The organism is Mycobacterium kiyosense (assembly GCA_021654635.1).
Lineage (GTDB): Bacteria > Actinomycetota > Actinomycetes > Mycobacteriales > Mycobacteriaceae > Mycobacterium > Mycobacterium kiyosense.
The window spans coordinates 2441908-2466878 of record AP025179.1; the positions used below are offsets into that span (position 1 = coordinate 2441908).

General features: G+C 68.0%; 21 protein-coding genes, 1 tRNA gene and 2 pseudogenes. 12 read left to right on the top strand and 12 right to left on the bottom strand.

What is annotated here, in order from left to right:
- Positions 1-115: 115 nt before the first annotated feature.
- Positions 116-628: a DUF3145 domain-containing protein gene (locus L6444_RS11540; protein ID WP_236982737.1), complete on the top strand. Its 513-nt coding sequence runs from the start codon at positions 116-118 to the stop codon at positions 626-628.
- On the opposite strand, the gene L6444_RS11545 is transcribed toward L6444_RS11540, so the two are convergent.
- The 3 genes and pseudogenes from L6444_RS11545 to L6444_RS11555 all read right to left on the bottom strand — a co-directional run bounded on the left by L6444_RS11545 (position 625) and on the right by L6444_RS11555 (position 3673).
- Complete coding sequence (locus L6444_RS11545; RefSeq protein ID WP_309297881.1) at positions 625-1122, bottom strand: Rv2253 family sensor-like surface protein; 498 nt, start codon at positions 1120-1122, stop codon at positions 625-627. The two genes, L6444_RS11540 and L6444_RS11545, sit on opposite strands and share 4 nt — an antisense overlap.
- A 31-nt stretch (positions 1123-1153) precedes the next feature.
- Positions 1154-2095, bottom strand: coding sequence for a diacylglycerol kinase (locus L6444_RS11550; protein WP_370652872.1), 942 nt, complete (start codon positions 2093-2095; stop codon positions 1154-1156).
- Positions 2092-3673 (bottom strand): annotated as a pseudogene (locus L6444_RS11555) (FAD-binding oxidoreductase). The gene L6444_RS11550 and the pseudogene L6444_RS11555 overlap by 4 nt, the downstream one beginning before the upstream one ends.
- A 47-nt stretch (positions 3674-3720) precedes the next feature.
- Here L6444_RS11555 and L6444_RS11560 point away from each other — a divergent pair.
- From L6444_RS11560 to L6444_RS11570, 3 genes are all read left to right on the top strand, one after another.
- Positions 3721-4293 (top strand): TetR/AcrR family transcriptional regulator, encoded by a 573-nt coding sequence (locus tag L6444_RS11560; protein WP_236982741.1) that lies wholly within the window; start codon positions 3721-3723, stop codon positions 4291-4293.
- Positions 4293-5828: a glycerol-3-phosphate dehydrogenase/oxidase gene (locus tag L6444_RS11565; protein ID WP_236982743.1), complete on the top strand. Its 1536-nt coding sequence runs from the start codon at positions 4293-4295 to the stop codon at positions 5826-5828. The genes L6444_RS11560 and L6444_RS11565 overlap by 1 nt, the downstream gene beginning before the upstream one ends.
- A gap of 152 nt (positions 5829-5980) precedes the next feature.
- A complete protein-coding gene (locus tag L6444_RS11570) occupies positions 5981-7276 on the top strand; it encodes an MFS transporter (protein ID WP_236984016.1) in 1296 nt (431 codons plus the stop codon).
- A gap of 38 nt (positions 7277-7314) precedes the next feature.
- On the opposite strand, the gene L6444_RS11575 is transcribed toward L6444_RS11570, so the two are convergent.
- The 7 genes and pseudogenes from L6444_RS11575 to aceE form a co-directional block, all read right to left on the bottom strand.
- Positions 7315-8736, bottom strand: a complete 1422-nt coding sequence (locus L6444_RS11575) for an acyl-CoA carboxylase subunit beta (RefSeq protein ID WP_236982745.1) — start codon at positions 8734-8736, stop codon at positions 7315-7317.
- A gap of 73 nt (positions 8737-8809) precedes the next feature.
- Positions 8810-10065, bottom strand: a pseudogene (gene kasB / locus L6444_RS11580) (3-oxoacyl-ACP synthase KasB).
- A gap of 81 nt (positions 10066-10146) precedes the next feature.
- Positions 10147-11397: a KasA/KasB family beta-ketoacyl-ACP synthase gene (kasA, locus tag L6444_RS11585; RefSeq protein ID WP_236982747.1), complete on the bottom strand. Its 1251-nt coding sequence runs from the start codon at positions 11395-11397 to the stop codon at positions 10147-10149.
- Positions 11394-11741, bottom strand: a complete 348-nt coding sequence (acpM, locus tag L6444_RS11590; RefSeq protein ID WP_036359271.1) for a meromycolate extension acyl carrier protein AcpM — start codon at positions 11739-11741, stop codon at positions 11394-11396. The genes kasA and acpM overlap by 4 nt, the downstream gene beginning before the upstream one ends.
- 75 nt (positions 11742-11816) lie before the next feature.
- On the bottom strand, positions 11817-12725 hold the full coding sequence (locus L6444_RS11595; RefSeq protein WP_236982750.1) for an ACP S-malonyltransferase: 909 nt from the start codon (positions 12723-12725) through the stop codon (positions 11817-11819).
- A gap of 140 nt (positions 12726-12865) precedes the next feature.
- Positions 12866-14194, bottom strand: a complete 1329-nt coding sequence (locus tag L6444_RS11600; protein WP_236982751.1) for a PucR family transcriptional regulator — start codon at positions 14192-14194, stop codon at positions 12866-12868.
- A gap of 284 nt (positions 14195-14478) precedes the next feature.
- Positions 14479-17268, bottom strand: coding sequence for a pyruvate dehydrogenase (acetyl-transferring), homodimeric type (gene aceE / locus L6444_RS11605; protein WP_236982753.1), 2790 nt, complete (start codon positions 17266-17268; stop codon positions 14479-14481).
- Between the two features lie 160 nt (positions 17269-17428).
- Between aceE and L6444_RS11610 the strand changes: the two genes are divergently transcribed.
- The 4 genes from L6444_RS11610 (at position 17429) to L6444_RS11625 (ending at position 19146) form a co-directional block, all read left to right on the top strand.
- Positions 17429-18019 (top strand): hypothetical protein, encoded by a 591-nt coding sequence (locus L6444_RS11610; RefSeq protein ID WP_236982755.1) that lies wholly within the window; start codon positions 17429-17431, stop codon positions 18017-18019.
- A gap of 129 nt (positions 18020-18148) precedes the next feature.
- Entirely contained in the window at positions 18149-18559 is a 411-nt protein-coding gene (locus tag L6444_RS11615; protein WP_180914008.1) for a DUF3052 domain-containing protein, read from the top strand.
- Positions 18559-19020: a peroxiredoxin gene (locus tag L6444_RS11620; protein WP_236982758.1), complete on the top strand. Its 462-nt coding sequence runs from the start codon at positions 18559-18561 to the stop codon at positions 19018-19020. Before L6444_RS11615 ends, L6444_RS11620 begins: the two co-directional genes overlap by 1 nt.
- Before the next feature lie 51 nt (positions 19021-19071).
- A tRNA-Val gene (locus L6444_RS11625) sits at positions 19072-19146 on the top strand.
- 101 nt (positions 19147-19247) lie between these two features.
- Here L6444_RS11625 and L6444_RS11630 read toward each other — a convergent pair.
- Both L6444_RS11630 and L6444_RS11635 read right to left on the bottom strand, forming a co-directional pair.
- A complete protein-coding gene (locus tag L6444_RS11630; protein ID WP_236982760.1) occupies positions 19248-20648 on the bottom strand; it encodes a tyrosine-type recombinase/integrase in 1401 nt (466 codons plus the stop codon).
- Positions 20645-21247, bottom strand: coding sequence for a hypothetical protein (locus L6444_RS11635; RefSeq protein ID WP_236982762.1), 603 nt, complete (start codon positions 21245-21247; stop codon positions 20645-20647). The genes L6444_RS11630 and L6444_RS11635 overlap by 4 nt, the downstream gene beginning before the upstream one ends.
- A gap of 53 nt (positions 21248-21300) precedes the next feature.
- Between L6444_RS11635 and L6444_RS11640 the strand changes: the two genes are divergently transcribed.
- The 4 genes from L6444_RS11640 (at position 21301) to L6444_RS11655 (ending at position 24931) form a co-directional block, all read left to right on the top strand.
- The gene (locus L6444_RS11640) at positions 21301-21522 is read left to right on the top strand and encodes a helix-turn-helix transcriptional regulator (protein WP_236982764.1); all 222 of its coding nucleotides are present in this window, start codon (positions 21301-21303) and stop codon (positions 21520-21522) included.
- A gap of 100 nt (positions 21523-21622) precedes the next feature.
- Positions 21623-23248 (top strand): YfjI family protein, encoded by a 1626-nt coding sequence (locus L6444_RS11645; protein WP_236982766.1) that lies wholly within the window; start codon positions 21623-21625, stop codon positions 23246-23248.
- Between the two features lie 549 nt (positions 23249-23797).
- Positions 23798-24100, top strand: a complete 303-nt coding sequence (locus tag L6444_RS11650) for a hypothetical protein (protein WP_236982768.1) — start codon at positions 23798-23800, stop codon at positions 24098-24100.
- A 60-nt stretch (positions 24101-24160) separates the two neighbouring features.
- Positions 24161-24931 (top strand): hypothetical protein, encoded by a 771-nt coding sequence (locus tag L6444_RS11655; protein ID WP_236982770.1) that lies wholly within the window; start codon positions 24161-24163, stop codon positions 24929-24931.
- Positions 24932-24971 lie beyond the last annotated feature (40 nt).

Sequence of the window (24971 nt, forward strand, 5' to 3'; positions counted from 1 at the left end):
CACAATAGACACGCACGACACACAAATAGTTGCGTAGGCATCTCAGGCACGTTGCTCGCTGGGTCCACCAGGTCGTTGGGGAAGACGTCCCTCGTGGAACCGAAGGAGCAAGAAGATGCGTGCGTCGAATCAGTTTGCCGACGTGACGGCAGGCGTGGTGTACGTCCACGCTTCGCCGGCCGCGGTGTGCCCGCATGTCGAGTGGGCGTTGTCGTCGACCTTGCAAGCCAAGGCGAATTTGGTGTGGACCCCGCAGCCGGCCATGCCCGGGCAGTTGCGCGCGGTCACCAACTGGGTGGGTCCGGTCGGGACCGGTGCCCGGTTGGCGAACGCGTTGCGCTCATGGTCGGTCCTGCGGTTCGAAGTCACCGAGGACCCCAGTCCCGGCGTCGACGGCCACCGCTTCTGCCACACCCCGCAACTGGGTCTGTGGAGCGGGGCGATGAGCGCCAACGGCGACATCATGGTCGGGGAGATGCGGCTGCGCACGCTGATGGCCCAGGGCGCCGACACCCTTGCCGCTGAGCTGGATTCGGTGCTGGGCACCGCGTGGGACGAGGCGCTGGAGCCGTATCGCGACGGCGGCGACGCCGGCGAGGTGACCTGGCTCAGCCGCGGTGTCGGCTAGCCCGCTGGCTTGGCCGAGACCGGCATGTCGACGTTGCCCTTGCAGGCGCCACTGGCGATGTCGGTGTGGAACACCCCGGTGAGGATGCCGTATTGCCCTGGTGTGTAAACGGTTATCGACCGGGCCGGGTCGTATTCGACGCTGCCGTCGGGTAGCAGGCAATCCCACTGCCAGGTCATCTCACGCACCCACTGGGCACCGTTCCAGGTGAATTCGACTGTGCGCGGCATGGATTCGTTCTTGGGCGGAGCAGGATTGGTCACGGTAGCCACGCAACTGCCCGCCGAGCAGCTGGAGCTCAGGACCGCGGTTGTGCGGTGGGCGAATTCGGGCTGACCGGCCGCCACGCTGGTGCCCGACTTCGCGTTGGCCTCCAGCACCATCACGTACTCGCCGTTCCAGGACGCCACGTCACCGGCGGAGGCCGCCGGCGCCACGCACAGCGAAACCGCGGCCACCGCCGCGGTCGTCAAGGCCTTGCCGAAACCGGACATGCCGAACATGTCGGTCGCGGTGACCCTACCGTTACAGCCGCTGGGGTCGCAGTACCCGCAGCGCGGCCGGCACCGCCGAGATCTCGGCGGGCAGCGGACACGCGAAGTCGCCGTCGGCGTACACGTTGATTCCGGGGCACTCGACTTCGACGGTTTTGGCGCGCGCGGTGGTCACCTCGTCGAGGTGGACGTGCGTGCCCTTCAGCGCGGTGGGGAAGAAGCGGATCAGCTTGGTCCGCGACTGCGACTTCACCATGGTCAGGTCCAGCAGGCCGTCGGCGCGATCGGCGTTGGGGCAGATCAGCATTCCGCCGCCGTAACTGCGGGTGTTGCCGAACGCCGTCATCGTCAGATCGGCCTCGATCTCGCGCTTGCCGTCGAGCACCAGCCGGAACGGCAGCAGCCGCAGCTGTGACAACTCGGCCAGCATCGCGATGTAGTACCGCATCCGGCCGTGCGGCCAGCTCATCCGGTTGGCCCGGTCGGTGACCAGCGAGTCGAAGCCGGTGGCCGCCACGGTGCCGAACCACTTCTGGAAACCGTCGCTGCCGGTGATCCGGCCCAGGTCGATCGTCTCGGTGCAGCCGTCCACCACGATGTCCGCGGCGGCCTCGGGATCCTTGGTGGGAATGCCGAATTCGCGGGCATGGTCGTTGCCGGTCCCGGCCGGGATGACGCCGAGTGGGACCTCGGTGCCCGCCAGCACCTGCAGCGCGTTGGAGATGGCGCCGTCGCCGCCGGTGACCATCACCGCGTCGGTGCCCTTCTCCAGCGCAGCGGCAACGAGATAACGGGCATCCTGTGCGTCGTCGCCGATGATCTCGACGACCTCCACCCCGCGGTGGTGCAGCCGGGCGATCGCGCGCCGGGCCGCCTCGATCGCGGCCCCGTGCCCGGACAGCGGATTGGTCAGTGCGGTCACCCTGCCGATTTCGCGACGGCCCAGCGGCCCGGTGGCCGGCTCTGCGCTCACGGAATCAGCTTGCCGGGGTTGAGGATTCCCGCCGGGTCCAGTGTCGCCTTGACCGCGCGCAGCACCTGCACACCCAGCTCGCCGATCTCCTCAGGCATCCAGGCGCGGTGATCGGCGCCGACCGCGTGGTGATGGGTGATCGTTCCGCCGGTGGCCATGATGGCGTCACAGGCGGCCCGCTTGGCTGCGAACCACTGCTCGATCGGGTTGCCGCGCTGCCCGGCCACCACGGTGAAATACAGCGACGCCCCGGTCGGGTAGACGTGCGATACGTGGCACATCACCAGGGCGGGTGTGCCCGATTCGCCCAGCGAGGTGGTCAGCGCTTCGGTGACCGCGGCCTTCAGCGCCGGGATGTTGGACCAGTCGGTGGCCGTTTCCAGCGTCTCGCACAGGGCTCCGGCGGCCAGCAGCGAGTCGCGCAGATAGGGCGCGCCGAACCTGCCGTGCTCCCAGGCCCGGGCCGGACCTTCGCCCAGCGACTTTCCGCCGCGGGCTTCCAGCACGGCGCGCGTCTCGGCGTGCCTGCTCTCGGCGTGCTCGGTGGTGCCCTCGAACAGCGTCAGCCCCAAACACCCGCCGGCGGACTGTTCTTCGCCGATCGACTCGTGGGTGGCCAGGTTGACGCCGGTCTCGGTCTCGTCGGAAAGCCGCACCACGGTGGGGCCGGTGCCGATCTGGGTGATGGCGCGCAGCGCCGCCACTCCGGTCGCGAAGTCGGGGAACGACCATGCCTCGTAACGGGTCGTCTCGGGCTTGCGGTGCACCCGCAAGGCGCACTTTGGTGATGACGCCGAGCACGCCTTCCGAGCCGATCGCCAGCTGGCGCAGGTCGGGTCCGGCCGCCGACGCCGCCACCCGGCCCAGGTCCCATACGCCGACCGGGGTGATCATGCGCAGCCCGATGATCATGTCGTTGAACCGGCCGTAGCCGGCCGAATCCTGGCCCGACGAGCGCGTCGCCGCGAAGCCGCCGATGGTCGCGTACTCGAAGCTCTGCGGGAAGTGCCCCAGCGAGAAGCCGTGCTCGCCGAGCAGGCGCTCGGCGTTCGGGCCGGTGACCCCGGCCCCGAGTTCGGCGATGCCGGAAACCTCGTCGAGCGAATGCAATTCGTCGAAGCGACGCAGGTCCAGCGAGACCACGGCGCCGAACCGGCCGCGGACGGGATCGAGGCCGCCGGTGACGTTGGTGCCGCCGCCGAACGGCACGACCGCGATGCCGTGCTCGGAGCAGTAGCGCAGGATCTCCAGCACCGTCTGGTCGTCGCCGGGAATCAGCACCGCGTCCGGCGCATCTTGGACGCCGGTGTTCTTGCGGCGCAACATGTCCGGAGTGGACTTACCGCCGGCTCGCAGCAACCGGTCGCGGTCGCCGGTGCGAAAGTATTCCGCGCCGACGATCTTGGTCAGCGCATCCTGATCCTGCTGGGTGAGGACGCAGGGACGCAGTCGCACCCGATCGGCTTCGAGTTCGACCTCGTCGGAATCCGCAAGGCCCACCACCTGCTCGAGCAAGCCGCGGATGCCGTCGGAGAGCGGCTTGGCCGCGGCGGGATCTCCCCAGGCGTTCCATTTCATCGGCGGAAGGAGTTCCTCGGCGTGCGTCATGCGTTACAGTATTACACATGGTGTCAATCAGTAACGCCACGCATGCGGACACCGGGGACCGGATCCTGGCCGCGGCCGCGAGCTGCGTCGTCAACTACGGCGCCGACCGCGTCACCCTCGCCGAGATCGCCCGCCGCGCCGGCGTCAGCCGTCCCACCGTCTACCGGCGCTGGCCCGACACGCAGTCGATCATGTCGACCCTGCTGACCAACCACATCAAAGCCGTGATGCAGGACGCGCCGTTCGACGGCGACGACCGGCAGGGCCTGGTCAAACAGGTCGTGGCAGTCACCGACCGGCTGCGCCGCGACGAACTGATCAAATCGGTCATGCATTCGGAGCTGGCCCGCGTCTACCTCACCGAGCGGCTGGGCACCAGCCAGCAGTTCCTGATCGACGGCCTGGCCACCCGGCTCGAGCTTGCCCAGCGCCACGGCAGCGTCCGCGACGGCGACCCGCGCCAACTCGCGACCATGATCCTGCTCATCGCGCAGTCGACCATCCAATCCGCCGACATCGTCAAACCGATCCTCGACGACGACGCGCTGGCCGAACAACTCACCTACACGCTGAACGGATACCTGTCCTGATGGAACACTCCACCGCGCTCAACGCTGCGCGCCGCACCGCCGACCTGACCGCCCTGGCCGACGGCGAGCCGGTCGACGTGCTGGTGATCGGAGGCGGCATCACCGGCGCCGGGATCGCGCTGGACGCCGCCTCCCGCGGGCTGCGGACCGCGCTGGTGGAAAAACACGATCTGGCCTTCGGCACCAGCCGCTGGAGCTCGAAACTGGTGCACGGCGGCCTGCGCTACCTGGCCAGCGGCAACGTGGGCATCGCCCGGCGCAGCGCCATCGAACGCGGAATCCTGATGTCGCGCAACGCCCCTCACCTGGTCCACGCGATGCCCCAACTCGTTCCGCTGCTGCCGTCGATGAGTCACGCCAACCGGGCGCTGGTGCGGTTCGGCTTCCTGGCCGGCGACGCGTTGCGGGTGCTGGCCGGTACGTCGTCCTCGACCTTGCCGCGGTCGCGGCGGATCCCGGCCCGGCGCGTGATCGCGATGGCGCCCACCGTCAAGCGGGACGGTCTGGCCGGCGGATTGCTGAACTACGACGGTCAACTGATCGACGACGCCCGGTTGGTGACGGCGGTCGCGCGTACCGCCGCTCAGCACGGCGCCCGCATCCTGACCTACGTGGCCGCCTCGGCGGCCACCGGCACCTCGGCGACGCTGACCGACCAGCGCACCGGGCAATCGTTCGACCTGACGGCCGCGGCCGTGATCAACGCAGCGGGCGTGTGGGGCGGCGAGATCGACCCGGCGCTGAAGTTGCGGCCGAGCCGCGGAACGCATCTGGTGTTCGACGCCGCCGCTTTCGGCAATCCGACTGCGGCACTGACCATTCCGATTCCCGGGGAGATCAACAGATTCGTGTTCGCGATGCCCGAACAACTCGGCCGGATCTACCTCGGGTTGACCGACGAAGACGCCCCGGGCCCCATTCCCGATGTGCCGCAACCGTCGTCGCAGGAGATCACCTTCCTGCTGGACACCGTGAACACCGCGCTGGGCACCACCGTCACGGCTGCCGACGTGATCGGCTGCTACGCGGGTCTGCGCCCGCTGATCGACACCGGAGCGGGCCGCACCGCCGACGTGTCGCGCGATCACGCCGTCGTCGAGTCACCCACCGGGGTGATCAGCGTGGTCGGCGGCAAGCTGACCGAATACCGCTACATGGCCGAAGACGTGCTGAACCGGGCGATCAGCCTGCGAAACCTGCGCGCGGGGGCGTGCCGGACCCGCAACCTGCCGTTGATCGGCGCGCCGGCCAACCCTGGTCCGGCCGCCAGCCCGGCCAGCCTGCCGTCGTCCCTGGTGGCCCGCTACGGCGCCGAGGCGGCCAGCGTGGTGACCACCGCCAGCTGCCCGCGGCCCACCGAACCCGTGGCCGAAGGCATCGACGTCACCCGGGCCGAATTCGAGTACGCCGTCACCCACGAGGGTGCGCTGGATGTAGCCGACATTCTGGACCGCCGGACCCGCATCGGCCTGGTGCCACGCGACCGCGCGAAAGTGGTCGCGGTCGCCGCGGAGTTCCTGGCCGGGGTCAGCTGAGCGGGGCAGTGGGTTCGACCCCCTGCAGTTGGGGTAAGAAACCACCGGTGGACACCCAAAGCCAGCCGCAGCGCTGGACGCGCGACCAGATCACGGTCACCCACCCGGAAACGGTCGCGCGAACCATCGCGGGCACCGCGATTGGCAACTTCATGGAGTGGTACGACTTCGGCGTCTACGGCTACATCGCCACCACGATTGCGCAGGTCTTCTACCCCGGTCACAGCGTCAGCGCGGTGCACCTGATCGCCACCTTCGGCACGCTGGCCGCCGCGTTCGTGGTGCGACCGCTGGGCGGATTCATCTTCGGCCCGCTCGGCGACCGGATCGGACGCAAGCGGGTGCTGGTGATCACCATCCTGCTGATGACCACCGGCACCACCCTGAGCGGTCTGCTACCCGGCTACAGCGCGATCGGCATCTGGGCGCCGATCCTGCTGGTGATCGCCCGCATCTTCCAGGGTTTGTCGACCGGTGGCGAGTTCACCGGAGCGATGACCTATCTGGTGGAACAGGCGCCCGACCGCAAACGCGGCATGATGGTCGGGTTCCTGCCGCTGGGCAACCTGGTCGGCTTCGTGGTGGCCGGGTTTCTGGTCACCGGCCTGCAGGCCTGGCTGCCCGACGACGACTGGCTGGCGTGGGGCTGGCGGCTGCCGCTGCTGCTGGGTGCGCCGCTGGGGCTGATCGCGCTCTACATGCGGCTGCAGCTGGAAGAGTCGCCCGCCTTCACCCATCTGGATCACGGCGCCACCGAAGAGGATGTGCCGCAACAGTTTCGGGACACCATCGTGGAGCAGTGGCGGCCGATGCTGATCTGCGCGGCGTTGGTGCTGACCTCCCAGGTCGCCGACTTCATGATGACCGGATATCTGCCGACATACCTGAAAGTGGTTGTGGGCGTTGAGAATGTCGGGCTGGTGATGATCGTCATCGTGCTGGCGATCCTGATGGCGGCGGTGGTGTTCGTCGCCAAACTGTCCGACCGCATCGGGGTCAAACCGATCATGTGGACGGGCTGCGGCCTGCTGCTGGCGGCGTCGGTCCCGGCGTTCCTGCTGATCCGCTCCGGCGGCCTCTACCCGGTGGTGTTCCTCGGTGTGCTGTTGGTGGGCTTGATGGAACTGTGCTTCGACAGCACCACCCCCTCGGCGCTGCCGGCGTTGTTTCCCACCCGAGTGCGCTACGGCGCCTTGGCGATCTCCTACAACGTCGCGATCTCCGCGGTGGGCGGCACCACGCCGTTGATCGCACAAGCGCTGATCTCGAGCACCGGCAACCCGATGGTGCCGGCCTATATGCTGATCGTGGCGGGCCTGGTCGGGGTGATCACGCTGCGCTTCATGCCCGAAGTCGCGCGCAAGCCACTGCCGGGATCCGGTCCGTCAGTGGAAACCCAGGCGGAGGCCGACGCGCTGGTCGGTGCGGAACGAGACCCGCGAGTGTAACGCCACTGCTTGGCATTTCGCGCTCGCGACAGAGAGATCTACAGCGGGATGTTCTTGTGGCGGCCACGGCGAGCGGGCGCCTGAGCCAACGCCTCGGTGAGCTTGCTGCGAGTGTGCGCCGGGTCGATCTTCTCGTCGACCACACCGATGTCGATGGCGCTGTCCACCCCACCGGCGATCCGCTCGTGCTCGGCGGCCAGCTCGTTGTGCAGCGCTTCGCGCTCGTGCTCGGGCGCGGCCGCCAGCTTGCGCTTGTGCAGGATGCCGACCGCGGCCTTGGCGCCCATCACGGCCACCTCGGCGTCCGGCCAGGCGAACACCTTGGTCGCGTTGAGTGAACGCGAGTTCATCGCAATGTAGGCCCCGCCGTAGATCTTTCGGGTGACCAGGGTGACCCGCGGCACGGTGCACTCACCGAAGGCGTGCAGCAGCTTGGCGCCGCGTCGTACCACCCCGCCCCACTCCTGGTCGACACCGGGCAGGTAGCCGGGCACGTCGACGATCACCACCAGGGGGATGCCGAACGCGTCGCACAGGCGCACGAAACGCGCTGCCTTCTCGGCACTTTCGGAGTTCAAGCAGCCGCCGAGGCGCAGCGGGTTGTTGGCCAGCACGCCGACCGTGCGGCCCGAGAGCCGGCCCAGACCGACCACCATGGACGGTGCCCACTTGGCCTGAAACTCGGTGAACGGCGCGTCGGCGTCCAGGATCGCGGTCACGATGGGGTGCACGTCATAGGCCCGTCGAGCCGACTCGGGCAGCAGCGCCTTGATGTCGGTGTCCCCGGCCTCGGCCTTGCTGCGGTCGAAATGCCCTTGCTGGCAGAACAACCGGACCAACTCGCGGCCGCGCTCGTAGGCGTCGAGTTCGTCGTCGGCGACGATGTGGCACACCCCGGACTTCTTGTGGTGGGTCTCGGGACCACCCAGCGACGCCATGTCCACGTCCTCGCCGGTGACGCTGCGGACCACGTCGGGCCCGGTGACGAACACCCGGCTCTCCGGGGCCATCACGATGACGTCGGTCAGCGCCGGCCCGTAGGCGGCGCCGCCGGCGGCGAAACCGACCACCACCGAGATCTGCGGGATGTAGCCCGAGGCCCGGATCATCGCCTCGAACACCGTGCCGACCGCGTGCAGCGCACGCACCCCCTCGGCCAGCCGGGCACCGCCGGAGTGCCAGATCCCCACGATGGGGCACTGCTCCTCGATGGCGGTGTCGTAGGCGTTGACGATGTGCTGGCAACCCTCGGTCCCCATGGCGCCGCCCATCACGGTGCCGTCGGTGCAGAACGCGATGGTGCGCACCCCGTTGACGGTGCCGGCGGCGGCCAGCAACCCGGAACGGTCCCGCTCGTGCAGCAGTTCCACACTGCCGTCGTCGAAGAAGTTGCTCAGACGCAACAGCGGATCGCGGGGGTCGAGCGACTCGCCAACTGCCTCGGGGGCCATGATTGTCATCGCAGATCTCCTAAGTTCGCCAGGTATGTTCCGGGTTTATCCGATGAAGCTTGGCTTTTTCTTGGTGCGCCGCCTAATAGCGTCCAAACGCGATCGCCACGTTGTGACCGCCGAATCCGAACGAGTTGTTGATCGCGTAGCGGTAATTGCCCGGCCGAGGCTTGCCGGCCACCACGTCCAGATCGATCTCGGGATCCAGGTTGACCAGGTTCAGTGTCGGCGGCACGACCTGGTCGCGCAACGCGAGCACGGTCAGGATCGACTCCACCGCGCCTACCGCACCCACCGAGTGGCCCAGCGCGGACTTCGGCGCGTACACCGCCGGCTTGTTGCTGCCCAGCGCGTTGTTGATGGCCCTGCCTTCGGCCACGTCACCCACCTGGGTGCCGGTGGCGTGCGCGTTGACGTGGTCGATGTCGTTGGGGGGTCAGGCCCGCCAGCTGGATCGCGCGGGACATCGCGTGCCCGGCGCGCTCGCCGTTGGGGTCCGGCGCCACCATGTGGAAACCGTCGGAGGTGATGCTGGCCCCCCATGATCCGGGCCAGGATGTTGGCGCCGCGAGCCTTGGCGTGCTCCTCGGTCTCGATCACCATCAATGCGCCGGCCTCACCGAACACGAAGCCGTCGCGGTCCTTGTCGAACGGGCGACAGGCACCGGCCGGGTCGTCGTTGTTGGTGGACATCACGATGCGCATGTTGGCGAACCCGGCGATCGGCACCGCCTCGATCCGCGTCTCCACGCCGCCGCAGATCGCCATGTCGGCCTCGCCGAGCACGATCTGCTGCCAGGCCCGGGCGATGCCCTCGGACCCCGACGCGCACGCGGAGACCGGCGTCATCACCCCGGCCTTGGCGTGGCGTTCCAGCCCGACGGCCGCCGCGGCGCCGTTGGGCATGTACTTCTGCACAGCCAGCGGCGAGATCGCGCGGAATCCGCGGGCCCGCATGTCGTCGTAACCGAAGACCAGCTCCTCGGCCGACCCCAGACCGGTGCCGATGGACACCGCCAACCGGTTGGTGTCGACCTCGGGGTTGCCGGCGTTCTCCCACACCCGCCGGCCGATGACGGTCGACATTCGCTGCAGGTATGCGGTGCGTCGCAGTTCGACCCGAGTCAGCTGACTGTCGAACTCTTCGAGCAGGTGCCCGCCGATCCGGACCGGCAGGTCGAACTCCTCGACGAACGGGTCGTCGAGGGTCCGAATCCCACTTTGGCCGTCCAGCAACAACTTCCAGGTGTTTTCGGCGTCAGTTGCCAACGCCGTCGTCATGGCAATGCCGGTGACGACCACATTCGGGAATGCCTTCCCGGTGACCAGCTCTGTCATGGCTCTAGAGAACGTTCCTTCCGTGCTTGTCCGGCTTCTCCTCGGGCCGGTAACGGCCCGCCTCGTCGCCAAACGCCATGCTTAGTAACGCCCGAACGCGAGCGCCACATTGTGGCCGCCGAACCCGAACGAGTTGTTGATCGCGTAGCGGTACTCGCCGTAGCGAGGCTCGCCGGCAACCACATCAAGTTCGATCTCAGGGTCCGGGGTCTCGTAATTCAGTGTCGGTGGAATGACTCCGTCCCGAAGGGTCAGCACCGTTAGAACAGACTCGAGCGCGCCGACGGCGCCGATCGAGTGCCCAAGCGCCGACTTCGGCGCGTAGACAGCGGCATTCTCACAGCCCGCCACTCTGATTGCATTTGCTTCAGCCGCGTCGCCGATCGGCGTCGCGGTTCCGTGCGCGTTGACATGGTCGATGTCGCGGGCGGACAGACCCGCCAACTCCATCGAGCGCTGCATCGCCCGGCCGGCCCGCACACCGTCGGCGGCGGGAGCCACCATGTGGAAAGCGTCCGAGGTGATGCCGGCACCCATCAGCCGGGCCAACGGCTTGGCGCCACGGGCCTTCGCATGCTCCTCGGTCTCGATGATCATCAGCGCCCCGGCCTCGCCGAACACGAAGCCGTCGCGGTCCTTGTCGAACGGTCGCGACGCGCGCTCGGGCTCGTCGTTACGCGTCGACATGGCCCGCATCATCGAGAACGCCGCAATGGGCAGCGCCTCGATCGGGCCTTCGACCCCGCCGCAGACCGCGAAGTCCGCGTCGCCCATCACGATCTGACGCCACGCGTGGGCGATGGCCTCCGAGCCCGAAGAACAGGCCGACACCGGGGTGATGACCCCGGCGCGTGCCCCGAGCTGCAGGCCCACCACCGCCGCGGCGCCGTTGGGCATGATCATCTGAACGGCCAGCGGCGACACCTTGCGGGGGCCGCCCTCGTTCATCAGGTCGTAGCTCTCCACGATCCGCTCGGCGCCACCCAGACCAGTGCCGACCACGACGCTGAAGCGGTCGGGATCGACCTCCGGGGCTCCTGCGGTCTCCCACAGTTGCCCGCTCAGCAGTTTGGCCAGCCGCTGGACGTAGGACATGCGCCGTAAGTCGAGGCGGCCCATGTGGACGTCGACGGGTTCCTTGAGGTGCCCACCGATCTTCGCCGGTAGGTCCCACTTGGTGACGAATTCGTCTTCGAGGACGTGGATGCCGCTCTCGCCGGCCAACAATCCCTTCCACGTGCTCTCGATGTCCGGCGCGATCGACGTCGTCGCCGCGACGGCGGTTACCACAACGCTGGGGTAACCGCCATTAGCAGTGGAAGGCTTGGTCACTTGCTCTCTGCTTCCAGCCTCGACTTGACGTTCGCGACGGCCTCGGGGTTCTCGGTCTCGAGCTTCGCGCGCAGCGCCTCGGCAGCCTCGGGGTTCTCTTCCTCGAGCTTCTGGATGTAGGCGACGACGTCACCGACGGTGCGCAGACCGGCGAGGTCCTCGTCGGGGATCTTCACGCCGTACTTGTCCTCGGTCTGCACGGCGATCTCGACCATCGACAGCGAGTCGATGTCCAGGTCGTCGACGAACGACTTCTCCGGGGTGACCTCGGAGGGCTCGATGCCGGTGACCTCTTCGATGATCTCGGCGATACCGGCGATGATTTCTTCCTGACTGACGGCCACAGTTAGTTCCCTTCGTAATATGTTGTGTGTAAACCGATTTGACGTGCTTTCTTGGTTCTGGACGGAACCCGGCGGTTACAGGCTTGCCAGTTCGTCCAGATCTGCGGGTGACTTGACGGCACGCGTCGGAACCCCCCGAAGTTCACGTTTGGCGATGCCGGTCAGAGTGCCCGCGGGCGGGAACTCCACGATCGCCGTCACATTCTGCTCACGCAGATATGCGGTGCACAGATCCCAGCGCACCGGCCGGGTCAGCTGGGAAACCAGGGCCTGCATCGCCGCGGCGGCGCTGGCCACCGGCCGGCCGTCGAAGTTGGACAGCAGCGTGGCGGTGGGCTCGGCGGTCGCGATGCCGGCCGCGGCGGCGGCGTAGCCCTCCAGGGCGGGCGCCATGAACTCGGTGTGGAAGGCCCCGGCCACACCCAGCGCGCGCACCCGGGCCTTGGCCGGCGGATCCTCGGCGAGCTTCTCCAGGGCGGTCAACCGGCCGGCGGCCACGATCTGGCCGGCGGCGTTGCGGTTGGCCGGAACCAGGTCGAGCTGCTCGAGGCGGGTCAGCACCTCGGCCTCGTCACCGCCGAGCACGGCGGACATGCCGGTGGGCTCGGCGGCACATGCCTTGGCCATCTCGGCGCCACGGGTGGCGGCCAGCATGACCGCGTCGTCGGAGGCCAGCACCCCGGCGATGGCGTAAGCCGCGATCTCGCCGACAGAGTGACCCGCGACCACCATTTCCCGGCCGGCGAGGGCTCCGCGCCTGGTCAGCTCCTGATGGGCGAGCAGCGTGGCGGCCACGATCAGCGGTTGGGCGACGGCGGTGTCGGTGATCTCCTCCATCGACGCCGTGGTGCCCAATCGGGCCAGGTCCAGGCCACTGGCCTGGGACCATGCGGCAACCTGGTCTGCTGCGCCGGGCAGTTCCAGCCACGGCGACAGCATCCCCTCGGTCTGGGAACCCTGTCCGGGTGCAAGCAACGCAATCACGTGTCTAAGAGAACACTGTGAAGACGGTTTTGCGGGGTGTAACAGATTATGAACCTCGTCTTAGGTTTTTGTATACATCCCACAAAATAGCCTCTTAAGCTACATGTTTGAGATACGGCCGCGATCTGTCGTCTAAATCACTATCTGCCGGATACGCCGCCAATACCCCCTCTGACCGGGGAGGGAAGCGGCGGGACCGAAATGTTGGCGGCGGCGGGCGGAGTCGTGGGGTAGTTGAGCTGGCCCACCGTCGCGGCCACGCGCAGCACGTAAGCGTCGCGTGGCTGGGTGGGATCGCGCCCGGTGAAGTCGGTGATCCGCTTCAGTCGGTAGCGCACGGTGTTTGGATGAACGAACAACTTCCTGGCACAAGCCTCAATCGCACCGCCAGAATCTAAGAAAGCGTCCAAGGTTTCGACGAGTGTCGGGCCGGCGTCCGCCAGCGGCCGCATCACATCGGTGTGCAGCGCCACGATGGCCGACGCATCGCCCATCAGAGCCCGCTCAGGAAGCAGCTCGCGGGCCAGGACCGGCCGCGGCGCACCCCGCCAGCCGGCGACCGCGTTCATCCCCGAGATCGCCTCGGAGGCGCTGTGATAGGCCGCCGTCAACATCGGCGCCGTCGGGCCGATCACCACCGGGCCGTCGGAGAACGCCTCCATCAGCTCCTTGAAGAACTTGTCGGTCGGCGACAGCTGGCCCGAGACGATGGCGACCAGCCAGGTGCCGTGCACGTCGGTCAGGGCAGCCCGGCCGTGCCGGATGGCGGCGTCGCGCACGTCCTGACTGGCGCGGCTGGGGCCCGGGTCTTCGGCGCCGTCGCGGCCGGGCGCCGGGGTTCCCACCACCACCGTGGCCGGCGCGGTGGTGTCCCAGTTCAGCGCGGCCGCCCTGGAGAGCAGCTCCGGGCCGGCGTCGCCGCGGACTATCGCGTCCACGACGCTGGCCTCCATCCGGCTGTCCCAGGCGCCCCGCGCCTCGGCGGCATCCGCGTAGGCGCTGGCCGCGGTGAACGCCAGATCGCGGCTGTACTTCAGGATTCCCACCGTCAGCGCGGTCAGCTGCTCCTCGGAGCGGGCCAGCAGCGGCACGACCTCCTCGAAGAACTCCATGGTGACCCGCACCATGTCCACGGTGTGGCGCAGCGCGATACGCCGGGTCAGGTCCTGCGGCACCAGCTCGAAGGCCTGTGCGGTGTAGCTGACGTTGCTGTGCGGGTCCTGCATCCACTCCACGAAGTTGACCACCGCGGTCTGCACCACCAGCGCGACGCTGGCCCGTTGGGAGGCTTCCAGGTCGGCGAAGAACGGCAACCGCTCGTGCATGGCCGAGACCGCCTCGGTGGCCAGCCGGCCCGAATACTGCTTCAACCGCCGCAGCAGCGAGTCGGGGACGGTGTCCAGCAGCTCCAGCGGGGACCTGGGTTTGGGCAGGTTGGCAAACGGTCCCGCGAAGGCGTTGTCATTCACACCTAAAAGCTACGCCTGTTTTCTGGAAGGTTCCGCTAAATGTGGGGCGGCTGGCGGGGGCTTTGGTACCCGCGTGCCGGGGGGTGCGCCAGCGTGATGTTGGGCGTCGAGTGTCACGCCAGCGTGACGCTCGGCGGGGGTGGGGGCGGGAGCGACGCCGGGGTGGGGGCGGGGGCGTGGTACCCGCGTGCCTGGGGAGCGCCAGCGTGACGTTGGGCGTCGGGTGTCACGCCAGCGTGACGCTCGGCGGAGAGGAGGGGATCGGTGGGGAGATGCGACGTGCGTCAGGCGACGCCCGGATCGGAGGTCTGCTCGGGGGCGGCCTCGACGTCGTCAATCTTGTATTGACGGGCGGCCGCCACGGCCACCGACGGGTCGATCTCGCCGTCGCGGGCCAGCGCCTCGAGCACCGCGACCACCGTGGATTCGGCGTCGGTGTTGAAATAACGCCGCGCGGCGGGCCGGGTGTCGGAGAACCCGAACCCGTCGGTACCCAACGTGACATAGGTTCCGGGCACCCACGGCCGGATCTGCTCGGGCACTGCCCGCATCCAGTCGGACACCGCCACCACCGGCCCGCGGGTGTCCTTCAGGGCCTTCGTCACGTATGCGGTCCCGGCCGGCTCGTCGGGATGCCGCAGGCGGTGCTTCTCCACCGCCACGCCGTCACGGTTGAGCTCGCCCCAGCTGGTCACCGACCAGACGTCTGCGGCCACGTCCCACTCCTCGGCCAGCATGTCGGCGGCCTTCAGCGCCGAGGGCATCGCCACCCCGGAAACCAGGATCTGCGCGGTGCTGGACCGCTTCTCCTTGGCCGCGCGGTACCGGTAGATGCCGCGCAGCAAGCCCTCGGGGTCGAAGTTCTCCGGCTCGGGCGGCTGCGCATACGGCTCGTTGTAGAGAGTGATGTAGAAGTAGACGTTCTCCGGGTTCTTACCGAACATCCGCTCCAGGCCGCTCTCGACGATGTAGGCGATCTCGTAGGCGAATGCCGGGTCATAGGCGACCACCGCCGGATTGGTGGCCGCTAGCAGCAGCGAATGCCCGTCGGCGTGCTGCAGACCCTCGCCGACCAGCGTGGTGCGCCCCGCCGTCGCGCCCAGCACGAACCCGCGGGCCATCTGGTCGGCCGCGGCCCACAGCCCGTCGCCGGTGCGCTGGAACCCGAACATCGAATAGAAGATGTAGAGCGGGATCATCGGCTCGTTGTGCGTGGCGTACGAGGTGCCCGCCGCGGTGAACGACCCCACCGACCCGGCCTCGTTGATGCCTTCGTGCAGGATCTGGCCGACTTCGCTCTCCTTATAAGCCAGCATCAACTCGGCGTCGACAGCGGTGTACAACTGGCCGTTGCGGTTGTAGATCTTCAGCGACGGGAACCAGGAGTCCATCCCGAACGTGCGGGCCTCGTCGGGAATGATCGGGACGATCCGCGGCCCAATCTCCTTGTCGCGCAACAATTCCTTAAAGGTGCGCACCAACGCCATGGTGGTGGCGACCTCCTGGTTGCCCGACCCCTTCTTCAGCGCTTTGTAGGCGTCGCGGCCGGGCAACTTGAGCGCCTTGGCCTTGGTGCGGCGCTCGGGCAAGAACCCGCCCAGGGTGCGGCGTCGGTCCAGCAGGTAGCGGATCTCCGGGGCGTCGGCGCCGGGGTGGTAGTAGGGCGGCAGGTAGGGGTTTTCTTCCAGCTGGGCGTCGCTGACCGGGATACGCATCGAGTCCCTAAACCGCTTGAGGTCTTCCAGCGCAAGCTTTTTCATCTGGTGCGTGGCGTTGCGGCCCTGGAAGTGCGCGCCCAGCGAGTAGCCCTTGATGGTCTTGGCCAGGATCACCGTCGGCTGCCCCTTGTGGGCCAGCGCGGCGTGGTAGGCGGCGTAGACCTTGCGGTAGTCGTGGCCGCCGCGCTTGAGATTCCAGATCTCCGAGTCGCTCATGTCGGCCACCAGCGCCTTGGTGCGCGGGTCGCGGCCGAAGAAGTGATCGCGCACGTAGGCGCCGTCGTTGGCCTTGTAGGTCTGGTAGTCGCCGTCGGGGGTGCTGTTCATCAGGTTCACCAGCGCGCCGTCGCGGTCGGCGTGCAGCAGGGCGTCCCACTCGCGGCCCCACACCACCTTGATGACGTTCCAGCCGGCGCCGCGGAAGAACGACTCCAACTCCTGGATGATCTTGCCGTTGCCGCGCACCGGGCCGTCCAGGCGCTGCAGGTTGCAGTTGATCACGAAGGTCAGGTTGTCCAGCCCCTCGAGCGCGCCGACGTGCGCCAACCCGCGGCTCTCCGGCTCGTCCATCTCGCCGTCGCCCAAAAAGCACCACACGTGCTGGTCGGAGGTGTCCTTGATGCCGCGGTCGTGCAGGTAATGGTTGAACCGCGCCTGGTAGATGGCGTTGAGTGGGCCCAGACCCATCGACACCGTCGGGAATTCCCAGAAGTCGCTCATCAACCGCGGGTGCGGGTAGGACGGCAACCCGCCGCCGGAATGGCTGTGTTCCTGCCGGAAACCGTCGAGGCGGTCCTCGGACAGCCGGCCTTCGAGAAACGCGCGGGCGTAGATCCCCGGCGAGGCGTGCCCCTGGATGAACACCTGATCCCCGCCGCCGGGGTGCGACTTGCCGCGGAAGAAGTGGTTGAACCCGACCTCGTAGAGCGCAGCGGAGGAGGCGTAGGTCGAGATGTGGCCCCCGACGCCCACACCGGGCCGTTGCGCGCGGTGCACCATGATCGCCGCATTCCACCGGATCCAGGTCCGGTAGCGCCGCTCGACGTCCTCGTCGCCGGGGAACCAGGGCTCCAACTCGGTCGGGATGGTGTTGACGTAGTCGGTGGAGGTCAGCGCCGGGATGGACACCCGCTGTTCACCGGCCCGTTCCAGCATCCGCAGCATCAGATAGCGGGCCCGCGCCGGGCCGGAGCGCTCCAGCAATTCGTCGAAGGACTCCAGCCACTCCGAGGTTTCCTCGGGGTCGATGTCGGGCAGATAGGAGGCCACGCCTTCGCGGATCACCCGAACTCGATCGGGTTCGCTTGTGCTGCTTGAGGTTTTGGCTAGATCGTTGCGGGCGAACTCGGTGGTCAACTTCCGCTCCTGTAGTTGGCGGGGGATCGGCTTGGGTGGCCGCCCCTCTATCGTGCCGCACCGGAGCCGAGCGCGGGTACTTGCCGTGGGTGACCGCTGGCAGACCCCGAAGTAGGTGCTAGTGGGGCATTTGGGATCGGGACGCGGTAACGTCCATGCCGTGCTCACTGGATGGCGTGCCGTCCCTCGCAGGCACGTGGGGGAGTTCCCCAGGCGAGGCGCCCTGGCTCTGGGATGTGTTGCGGTGATGACGATCGGAGTCGTCGGCTGCACGAAGATCGCCGACGGAAGCGGCGTGGCCGACACCAATGTGGCACCGGCATACCGGTCCTCGGTGTCGGCGTCGGTGTCGGCGTCGTCGGTGACCTCGAGCGTGCGGGAATCCCAGCGGCAGCAATCCGTGACGACCAGCATGATCCGCACCTCGTGCGGCACCCTGGGCAACGCGGTCTCGGACACCATCGACAAAGTCAACGCCTACGTCGCGGCGCTCAACGCCGGGAAGAACACCGGCCCGACCGAGGGTCCGGCGATCGACGCCCTCAACAACGGCGCCAACACCGTGACCAGCAGCATCAACAACGCGCTGTCGCCCGAGCAGCGCGACGCCTTCAAGGCCTACAGCGATGCGGCCCGCGCGGTGGCCAACGCCATCTCCACCCACGTAGGGCCGTCGGAGTTCAACCGGCGGGTGGATGCCTTCAACAAGGCGAAGTCGCGGGCGGTGGATTCCTGCAAGGGCTTCATCTGAACCGGGTGGCCGATCGGGGCTCGGCCGGGCTGCGGAAACTGTGCGTGGGCTAGCCGTATGAACTCGACGGTGCCTGTGCGACGATAGCGTCGATTGCTTCTCGTGTGGTTGGTAGAGGGAGGTTCCACGGTGGTCGCGGCGGATCACGCTCGCAAGTTGGGCATCCAACGGGACCAGGTTGTCCAGGAGTGGGGCTGGGACGAGGACACCGACGACGACATCCGTGCCGACATCGAGGATGCCTGCGGCAGCGAGCTGCTCGATGAGGACACCGACGAGGTCGTCGACGTCGTGCTGCTCTGGTACCGCGACAACGATGGCGACCTGGTGGACATCCTGATGGACGCCATCAGCCCACTGGCCGAGGACGGCGTGATCTGGGTGCTGACGCCCAAGACCGGCCGGCCCGGACATGTGCAGCCCGCTGACATCGCCGAGGCGGCGCCCACCGCCGGCCTGATGCCGACCTCCTCGGTGAACCTGGGCAACTGGAGCGCGAGTCGACTGGTCCAGCCGAAGTCGCGGACCGGTAAGCGCTGATGCTCGACGTCGGAGCCACCGCCCCCGACTTCACCCTGCGCGACCAGAACAACCAGCCCGTCTCGCTCGGGGCTTACCGCGGCGCCAAGAACGTGCTGCTGGTGTTCTTCCCGCTGGCGTTCACCGGGATCTGTCAGGGCGAACTGGACGCCGTGCGGGACAACCTGCCGGAATTCGAGAACGACGACACCGCGGTGCTGGCCATTTCGGTGGGTCCGCCGCCCACCCACAAGATCTGGGCGGTGCAGAGCGGGTTCCTGTTTCCGGTGCTGTCGGACTTCTGGCCGCACGGCGCGGTCAGCCAGGCCTACGGGGTGTTCAACGACGCGGCCGGCATCTCCAACCGCGGCACGTTCGTGGTCGATAAGGCGGGGATCATCCGGTTCGCCGAGATGAAGCAGCCCGGCGAGGCGCGCGACCGGGCGGTGTGGACGTCGGCGCTGGCGGCGTTGCGGGAGTGAGCGTTTTGGGTGCCGGGCGGTTCGGCGTGTAGCCTGCTGCGCCGGGGCATAGGGCGCGTAGCTCAGTGGTAGAGCTCTGGTTTTACACACCAGCGGTCGGCGGTTCGATACCGTCCGCGCCCACCAGTGTTATTGCAGGTCAACGGCGTTGGGGTCATTCGAGGCCGACCCCCCGTTGTGCCGAGAGTGAGTCAAGAGGCCGACAGAATGGCCTATTTCGCGGCGCATCACTGCCCGCTGCCGGCGCGTGATCGACCGAGCAGCGCGTCGCCCGCCGATGCCAACGCGTCGTCGTAGACGTGGCCGTAGACCCGCAGCGTCATCGCGGGATCGTGGCCGAGCCATTTCGCGGTCGCCGCTACCGTCGTGCCGCCGTCGAGCAGCATCGTTGCGGCGGTGTGCCGAGCGTCGTGCAGCCGGATTGTCGGGACGGCCGCGACCTCGCAATGGCTGCGGAACATCTTCGAGTAGGTCTCGGGCCGCACTGGCGAGCCGTCCGCGCTGACCGCGACCAGGCCGGTGTCCGGCCACCGCTTACCGATCCGCAGCCGTTCGGACGCCTGCGCCGCCTTGAGTGTGCGCAGCGCGGCGAGCACGTCGCCCGGCATCGGCAGCACGCGGCGGGACCGGCGCGACTTCGGATCGCCGGTCACCGTTCCCTGACCTGCGACCACGACGCGGCCCTGAGCGATGCTCACGGTGCCGGCGTCGAAATCGACATCGGTCCAGCGCAGCCCGAGTACCTCGGAGCGGCGTAGACCGGCCAGCGTGAGCAGCCAGCAGGCGGCGAGGCGGTCGTCGGCGATGTGCTCGCGAAAGCGCGTGGCCTGCTCGGGTGTCCACGTCGACATATCCCTGTTGGCGACCTTGGGCCGCTCGACCAGGCGCGCGACGTTGCGGGCGACCAGGCCGCGCGCCATCGCGTCATCGAGCGCGTGAGATAGAACGCCGAGCATGGTGACCACGGTGCGGTTGCTGACGCCGCCTGCGATCTTGGGCCGCTCGGGGTCACCGGGCCGCGCTGCGATGTACCGGCCGCGCTCGGGCCGCAGCACGTCGCCGCCGGCCACCAGGCGGTCGAGCGCTTTCATGCCGGGGTTGCCGAAGGCGGCGTGAAGCTCGGCGTAGCTCGCCCCGGCGGGCCGCTCACGCAGGTAATTCAACACCTCGGAGGATCGCTGACCGCGCTTGTCGCGCTGGGCAACCGGCGTGCCCGCGAGCCGCAGTGTCACCAGCGCGTCGAGGTCGGCTGTCCGCAGGTGCTGCAGCGGGGTCGCGCCAAGGTGTTCGATGACCGGTTTGAGGTGGTCGCGGTACCCGGCCAGCGTGTTTGGCCGCACGTCGCGCCGACCGTCGAGCCATTCGGTCAGGAACTCGGCGACGGTCGTGCGGTCGCGCTTGACGAACGTGCCGGCCGCGACCTCGGTTGTGACGCGCCGGTACTCGCGGCGAGCTTCGGCGAGCGTGGAGTAGGTGAACCGCTGCCGGTCGCGCGTCCCGTCCGGCCGAGTGCCGATGTCGACCTGGAATGTGTAGGTGGTTGCGCCGCTTTTGGCCTTGCGCCTGGTGATCGGCTCGGAGCGCCGGGTGCGCTTGGGCTGCTGATCGGCGGTGTTCTCGGTGCTCATCGGCGGTTCGTCTCCTTGGTTATCTCGATGTCGCGTTGCGGGGGTTGTGGCCGTTTCGGTAGTGGTTTGTCGTCGAACCATCCTTCGGCCTTCGCGCGCTTGAGCAGGCGGTCAACGGTGGTCTTGCTGACATTCAGTCGTGCGGCGACGGTTGGGCGCACCGGCAGCCCGAGGGCAAGGGCTTCCTCGGCGATCTTCGCTGCCTGATAGACCGGAGGGGCCGCGACATCCGGTTGGGTCCATGCTTCGACGGTCTCGCCGAAGAACCACACCTGACCGCCTTTTCGCGCGATCCACTGCGCGGCGGTGTAGGCGAGTCTGCGCACCGGCACCGCGCGCACTGCCTCGTAGTCGACCGCACCACCGTCGCCGGCCGTAATCGTCAGTTCGGTGATTCTGGGACCGCTGTCCTTCGCGGTCTGCACGCGCACCACGTAGGTAAAGGGGTGGCCGACCAGTCGGACAGCCACGCGCTCCCTCGGCTCGGGGATGCGCCCAAGCGGGCCGATGCGGGTGTCGGGGGTCGCCGGGTCGGCGTAGTCGACCGAATCGACATCGCCGCGCTGCGGTTTCGGGGAGTCACCTTTGCGCGAACTCATACTAGGTGACTCTACGTACTAGACATTCACCACACAAGTCTTAGATTGAAGTAATGCAGACACCAACAACCACCAAATCTGTTCCAACGCTGGACGAATTGCGCAGCGGGCCACCGACACTGAGCGTCGAACAGGCAGTGCGGTACCTCGGATGCAGCCGCGCGTACGGCTACCAGATGGCGCGCGAGGGGCGGTTGCCAACGATCAAGCTCGGTGAGCGCCGGGTGCGCGTCCCGGCGCTGGCGTTGCTAAAGATGCTCGGCGGCGAGGCGTAACCGAAAGCAATTGCACCGCAGCGCAATTCACGCTGCGAAGAAACGAGCGCCCCGCCGGGCACCGATACCCGAGCGGGGCGACTTACCGAAATGAGGCCGAGTGAGCCAACGCCACCAGGATAACGCCGCTGACGGCGCGGGGAAGGGTCCGTTTGGCAAGCGCGATGCCGACGACTACGAGCAGCGCCAACGCGACATCGCGGCCCTGTTCGACGCCGACCCGGTGCCGCTGCGCGCTGGGAGCCTGCCGCCGTTTCCCGCCGACGCGCTGCCGGAACCCTATGCCGCGATGATCGCGGCGACCGCCGCTGCGCTACAGGTCGATACCGCGATGGTTGGCCCGATGGTGCTCGGTGCGTTGTCGGCGGCGTGCGGCGGCTGCGTCGAGGCCGAGGTGCACCACGACTGGCACGAGGTCGCCGTGTTTCACCTGCTCATCGTCGCCGGGCCGAGCGAGCGCAAGAGTCCGGTACTGTCTCGCGCGGTCGAGCCGCTGCGGGCCGCTGAGCGGCAAATGGCCGAGGTGATCGCGCCGCGCCGGGCCGAGGCGCTGGCACGCCAACGTATCGCCAAGCAGCGCGCCGACAACGCCGAGCGTGAAGCGTCCAAGCTCGACGCGACCAAGCGGAGCAGCAGCGATGACAGCGGCTATGCGGGAGCCAGCCTCGACCCCGTGGAACGCGCGGTCAGGCTGGCCGCTGCGGCTGCCGAAATCGTGGTGCCCGAGCTGCCGCGCCTGCTCGCCGACGACGCGACACCCGAGGCGCTGACCGCGCGCCTGGCGGCGAACAGCGGTCGCTTGGCCGTGGTGTCGGCCGAGGGCGGTGTTTTGGGCACGCTCGCGGGCCGGTACTCGCGCGGGATGGCGAATCTGGACACCTGGCTCAAGGGTTACGTCGGCGATCAGATCATCGTGGATCGTGCCGGCCGAACCGGCGAGGTGATTGACCGGCCGGCTCTGACCGTCTGTTTGGCGGTGCAACCCGCCGTGCTGGCCGAGGTGCGCGCCGATCAGCGGTTCGACGGCTTCGGGCTGCTCTCGCGCCTGTCCATCGCGCAACCGCGCTCAATGGCCGGCCACCGCGACCCTGACGCCGCTGTGCCGACGCCCGAGCATGTCAGCACCGCATACACCGCCGCGCTGACCGACCTGGCGAGGCGGCTGCACGAACGCGCGGGCGGGCCGGTCGCGGTCAAATTCAGCCCGGCTGCGCGAGAGGAAATCGCCGACATACAGCGCCGCGTGGAACGGCGGCTGACCGGCGGCGGCGATCTGAGCGGCGACATGGAAGCGTGGGGCGGCAAGCACGTAGGCCGCGTGATCCGCGCGGCGCTGCTGCGGCATATGGCCGAGCACGGTGCCGGCGGTGCCGACAAGCTGGTCTCCGCCGAAACGGTCGCCGCCGCGTGGCGCATCGGGGAATTCTTCGCCGCCCACACACGCGCCGCATTCGGCGTCGCCGACACCAGCGGCGTGAAGCTGTCTGACCTCGCCGCCGCGCTCGACTACCTCCGCGAGCGACACCAGGTGATGCCGATGTATCCGATACGGCTGCGGGAGCTAAGCAAGAACGGCCCGATTGTGTTGCGTCGCAAAAGCACTCGCGATCCACTGCTAGACGTGCTCGACGATTTCAACATCATTCGCGTCAGGGTCATTGACCGCGTGAAGGTGGTTTATCTGCATCCGCTCGCCGCGCCGCCTCACGGTTCGGGGCTGCTGTGACGCCGCCAAATGCCGCACGGTGCCGCATGGATGCCGCACGCAATGCCGCATCAACGCTAGGCATTCTGAGCTGGGAAAACGCCACCGTGCCGCATATGCCGCACGATTTGGCGCGAATCACCGCAAAGAGCGGATCGTTACTACTGCGAAACCGACCTATCTGTCTGTCTGACCAGCGTGTTTGTGCGTCGTTGAGCTGCGAGGCGGCGGCAGATCGTACGAAATCGTGCGGCATATGCGGCATTTCATCGTTTCCGCAGGTGGGGCGGCGTCCAACCAATGCGGCATTGCGTGCGGCACCTATGCGGCATCATGCGGCATCTGGGCGAGCAGCGGGTCAGAGCGCGGGTGTTGCCGCTGGTCAGGACACGTTAGGTCGACGCCGCACGGTGCCGCACGGTGCCGCATTGGCCGCGAGAGGCGGCGAGCCTTGACCTGATGACCGCCGACGCCGCCTTTGGTTGACCTCGGGAGAGGCGGCGTCCATCGACCCAATTCATCGACTGCCCGGCGACCGACGCCGAGCTAACTGCAACCGAGGAAACCGAGATGACCGTCAACAACAGCAACACCCAATCGACCCAACCGACCGATGACCAGATAGACGCCGCGATCCTGGCCGCACTCACCGAAGCGCAGGCGAGCAGCGGCGAGGAACTGCACAGCTGGGCTGCGATCCGGCAGCGTCTACCCGGCTCACTGGATCGTGCGAACGAACGCCTGATCGCGCTGTGGCACGCCGGCCGCGTCTGGACGTGCAAGGTCCGAGGCCGCAACTACGTCGCGTTGGGCGACGCCGACGACGTGCGTTTGGCCGAGGCCCACCGTGCCCGCGCCCCCCTGGCGCTATGAACCGGCCGAGCTGTCCGCTCTGGCCTGTCCGACCACCCGAATACCGAGAGGAACGAAACGATGAGCGATCCGACCCAGAACCGGCCCGACGCCGCCGAGCGCGAGCGTGCACGCGCGGCGGTGGAGCTGCGGGTCCAAGGGCACCCGTTCGCCCATATCGCCGCGCAGCTCGGTTACGCCGACGAGAGCGGAGCACGGCACGCGGTGTCGCGTTCGCTCGCGCGTCGCGAGGCTGAATCCATCGACGAACTGCGCGCGGTGCATAGCGCGAGGCTTGAGACGGTGCTGTCGAGCTTCTGGTCGGGCATGGTGTCCGGTGACGCCGACGCCGCCAAGATCGTGCTGCGTGCGCTCGACAGCCTCGCGAAACTGTTCGGCCTCGACGCACCGACCAAGGTCGCACTCGGCCCGCCGGTCAGCGAGGTCGACTACGCGAACGAAGCTGCACAACTCATCGAGCGCTTGCAGGCGCAGGGAGAGCTGGGCGAGTTCGTCGCCGGGCTGCGGGCGCAGGCCGTGGCAGACGTGGACAGCGAAACGGCCGTGGCCGATGGCGATTATCCCGGCGCGCAGCTCGACGCGCGCAGCGCGGCTCACAGCGGCGAATTGCCTCCCGATGACTTGGCCGGTTGGTCCAACATCGGTGATCCAATGCCCGCGCCGGCCGATCCTGCCGCACCACCCGCAATAGCTCCGGTGCCCGAGCCGGAACCTGAGCCGCTGCCCGCCCCGCAGCCGGTCCAGTCTCAGCAGCCGGCCGCACCGCCGGCATGGATGCGACGCAACATCGGCGGCGACGGCTATAACCCGACCTCGGGGTGGCGTCCGTAGGCGCGAGTTACCCGACTCTTACGGGTAAGACGTTGTGCCG

Excerpts from the sequence above, each read along its gene's own strand:
- L6444_RS11540 (WP_236982737.1), top strand. The coding sequence starts at position 116 with ATGCGTGCGTCGAATCAGTTTGCCGACGTGACGGCAGGCGTGGTGTAC.
- L6444_RS11545 (WP_309297881.1), bottom strand. The coding sequence starts at position 1,122 with ATGTCCGGTTTCGGCAAGGCCTTGACGACCGCGGCGGTGGCCGCGGTT.
- L6444_RS11560 (WP_236982741.1), top strand. The coding sequence starts at position 3,721 with ATGGTGTCAATCAGTAACGCCACGCATGCGGACACCGGGGACCGGATC.
- L6444_RS11565 (WP_236982743.1), top strand. The coding sequence starts at position 4,293 with ATGGAACACTCCACCGCGCTCAACGCTGCGCGCCGCACCGCCGACCTG.
- L6444_RS11570 (WP_236984016.1), top strand. The coding sequence starts at position 5,981 with ATGGAGTGGTACGACTTCGGCGTCTACGGCTACATCGCCACCACGATT.
- L6444_RS11575 (WP_236982745.1), bottom strand. The coding sequence starts at position 8,736 with ATGACAATCATGGCCCCCGAGGCAGTTGGCGAGTCGCTCGACCCCCGC.
- L6444_RS11620 (WP_236982758.1), top strand. The coding sequence starts at position 18,559 with ATGCTCGACGTCGGAGCCACCGCCCCCGACTTCACCCTGCGCGACCAG.
- L6444_RS11630 (WP_236982760.1), bottom strand. The coding sequence starts at position 20,648 with ATGAGCACCGAGAACACCGCCGATCAGCAGCCCAAGCGCACCCGGCGC.
- L6444_RS11635 (WP_236982762.1), bottom strand. The coding sequence starts at position 21,247 with ATGAGTTCGCGCAAAGGTGACTCCCCGAAACCGCAGCGCGGCGATGTC.
- L6444_RS11640 (WP_236982764.1), top strand. The coding sequence starts at position 21,301 with ATGCAGACACCAACAACCACCAAATCTGTTCCAACGCTGGACGAATTG.
- L6444_RS11650 (WP_236982768.1), top strand. The coding sequence starts at position 23,798 with ATGACCGTCAACAACAGCAACACCCAATCGACCCAACCGACCGATGAC.
- L6444_RS11655 (WP_236982770.1), top strand. The coding sequence starts at position 24,161 with ATGAGCGATCCGACCCAGAACCGGCCCGACGCCGCCGAGCGCGAGCGT.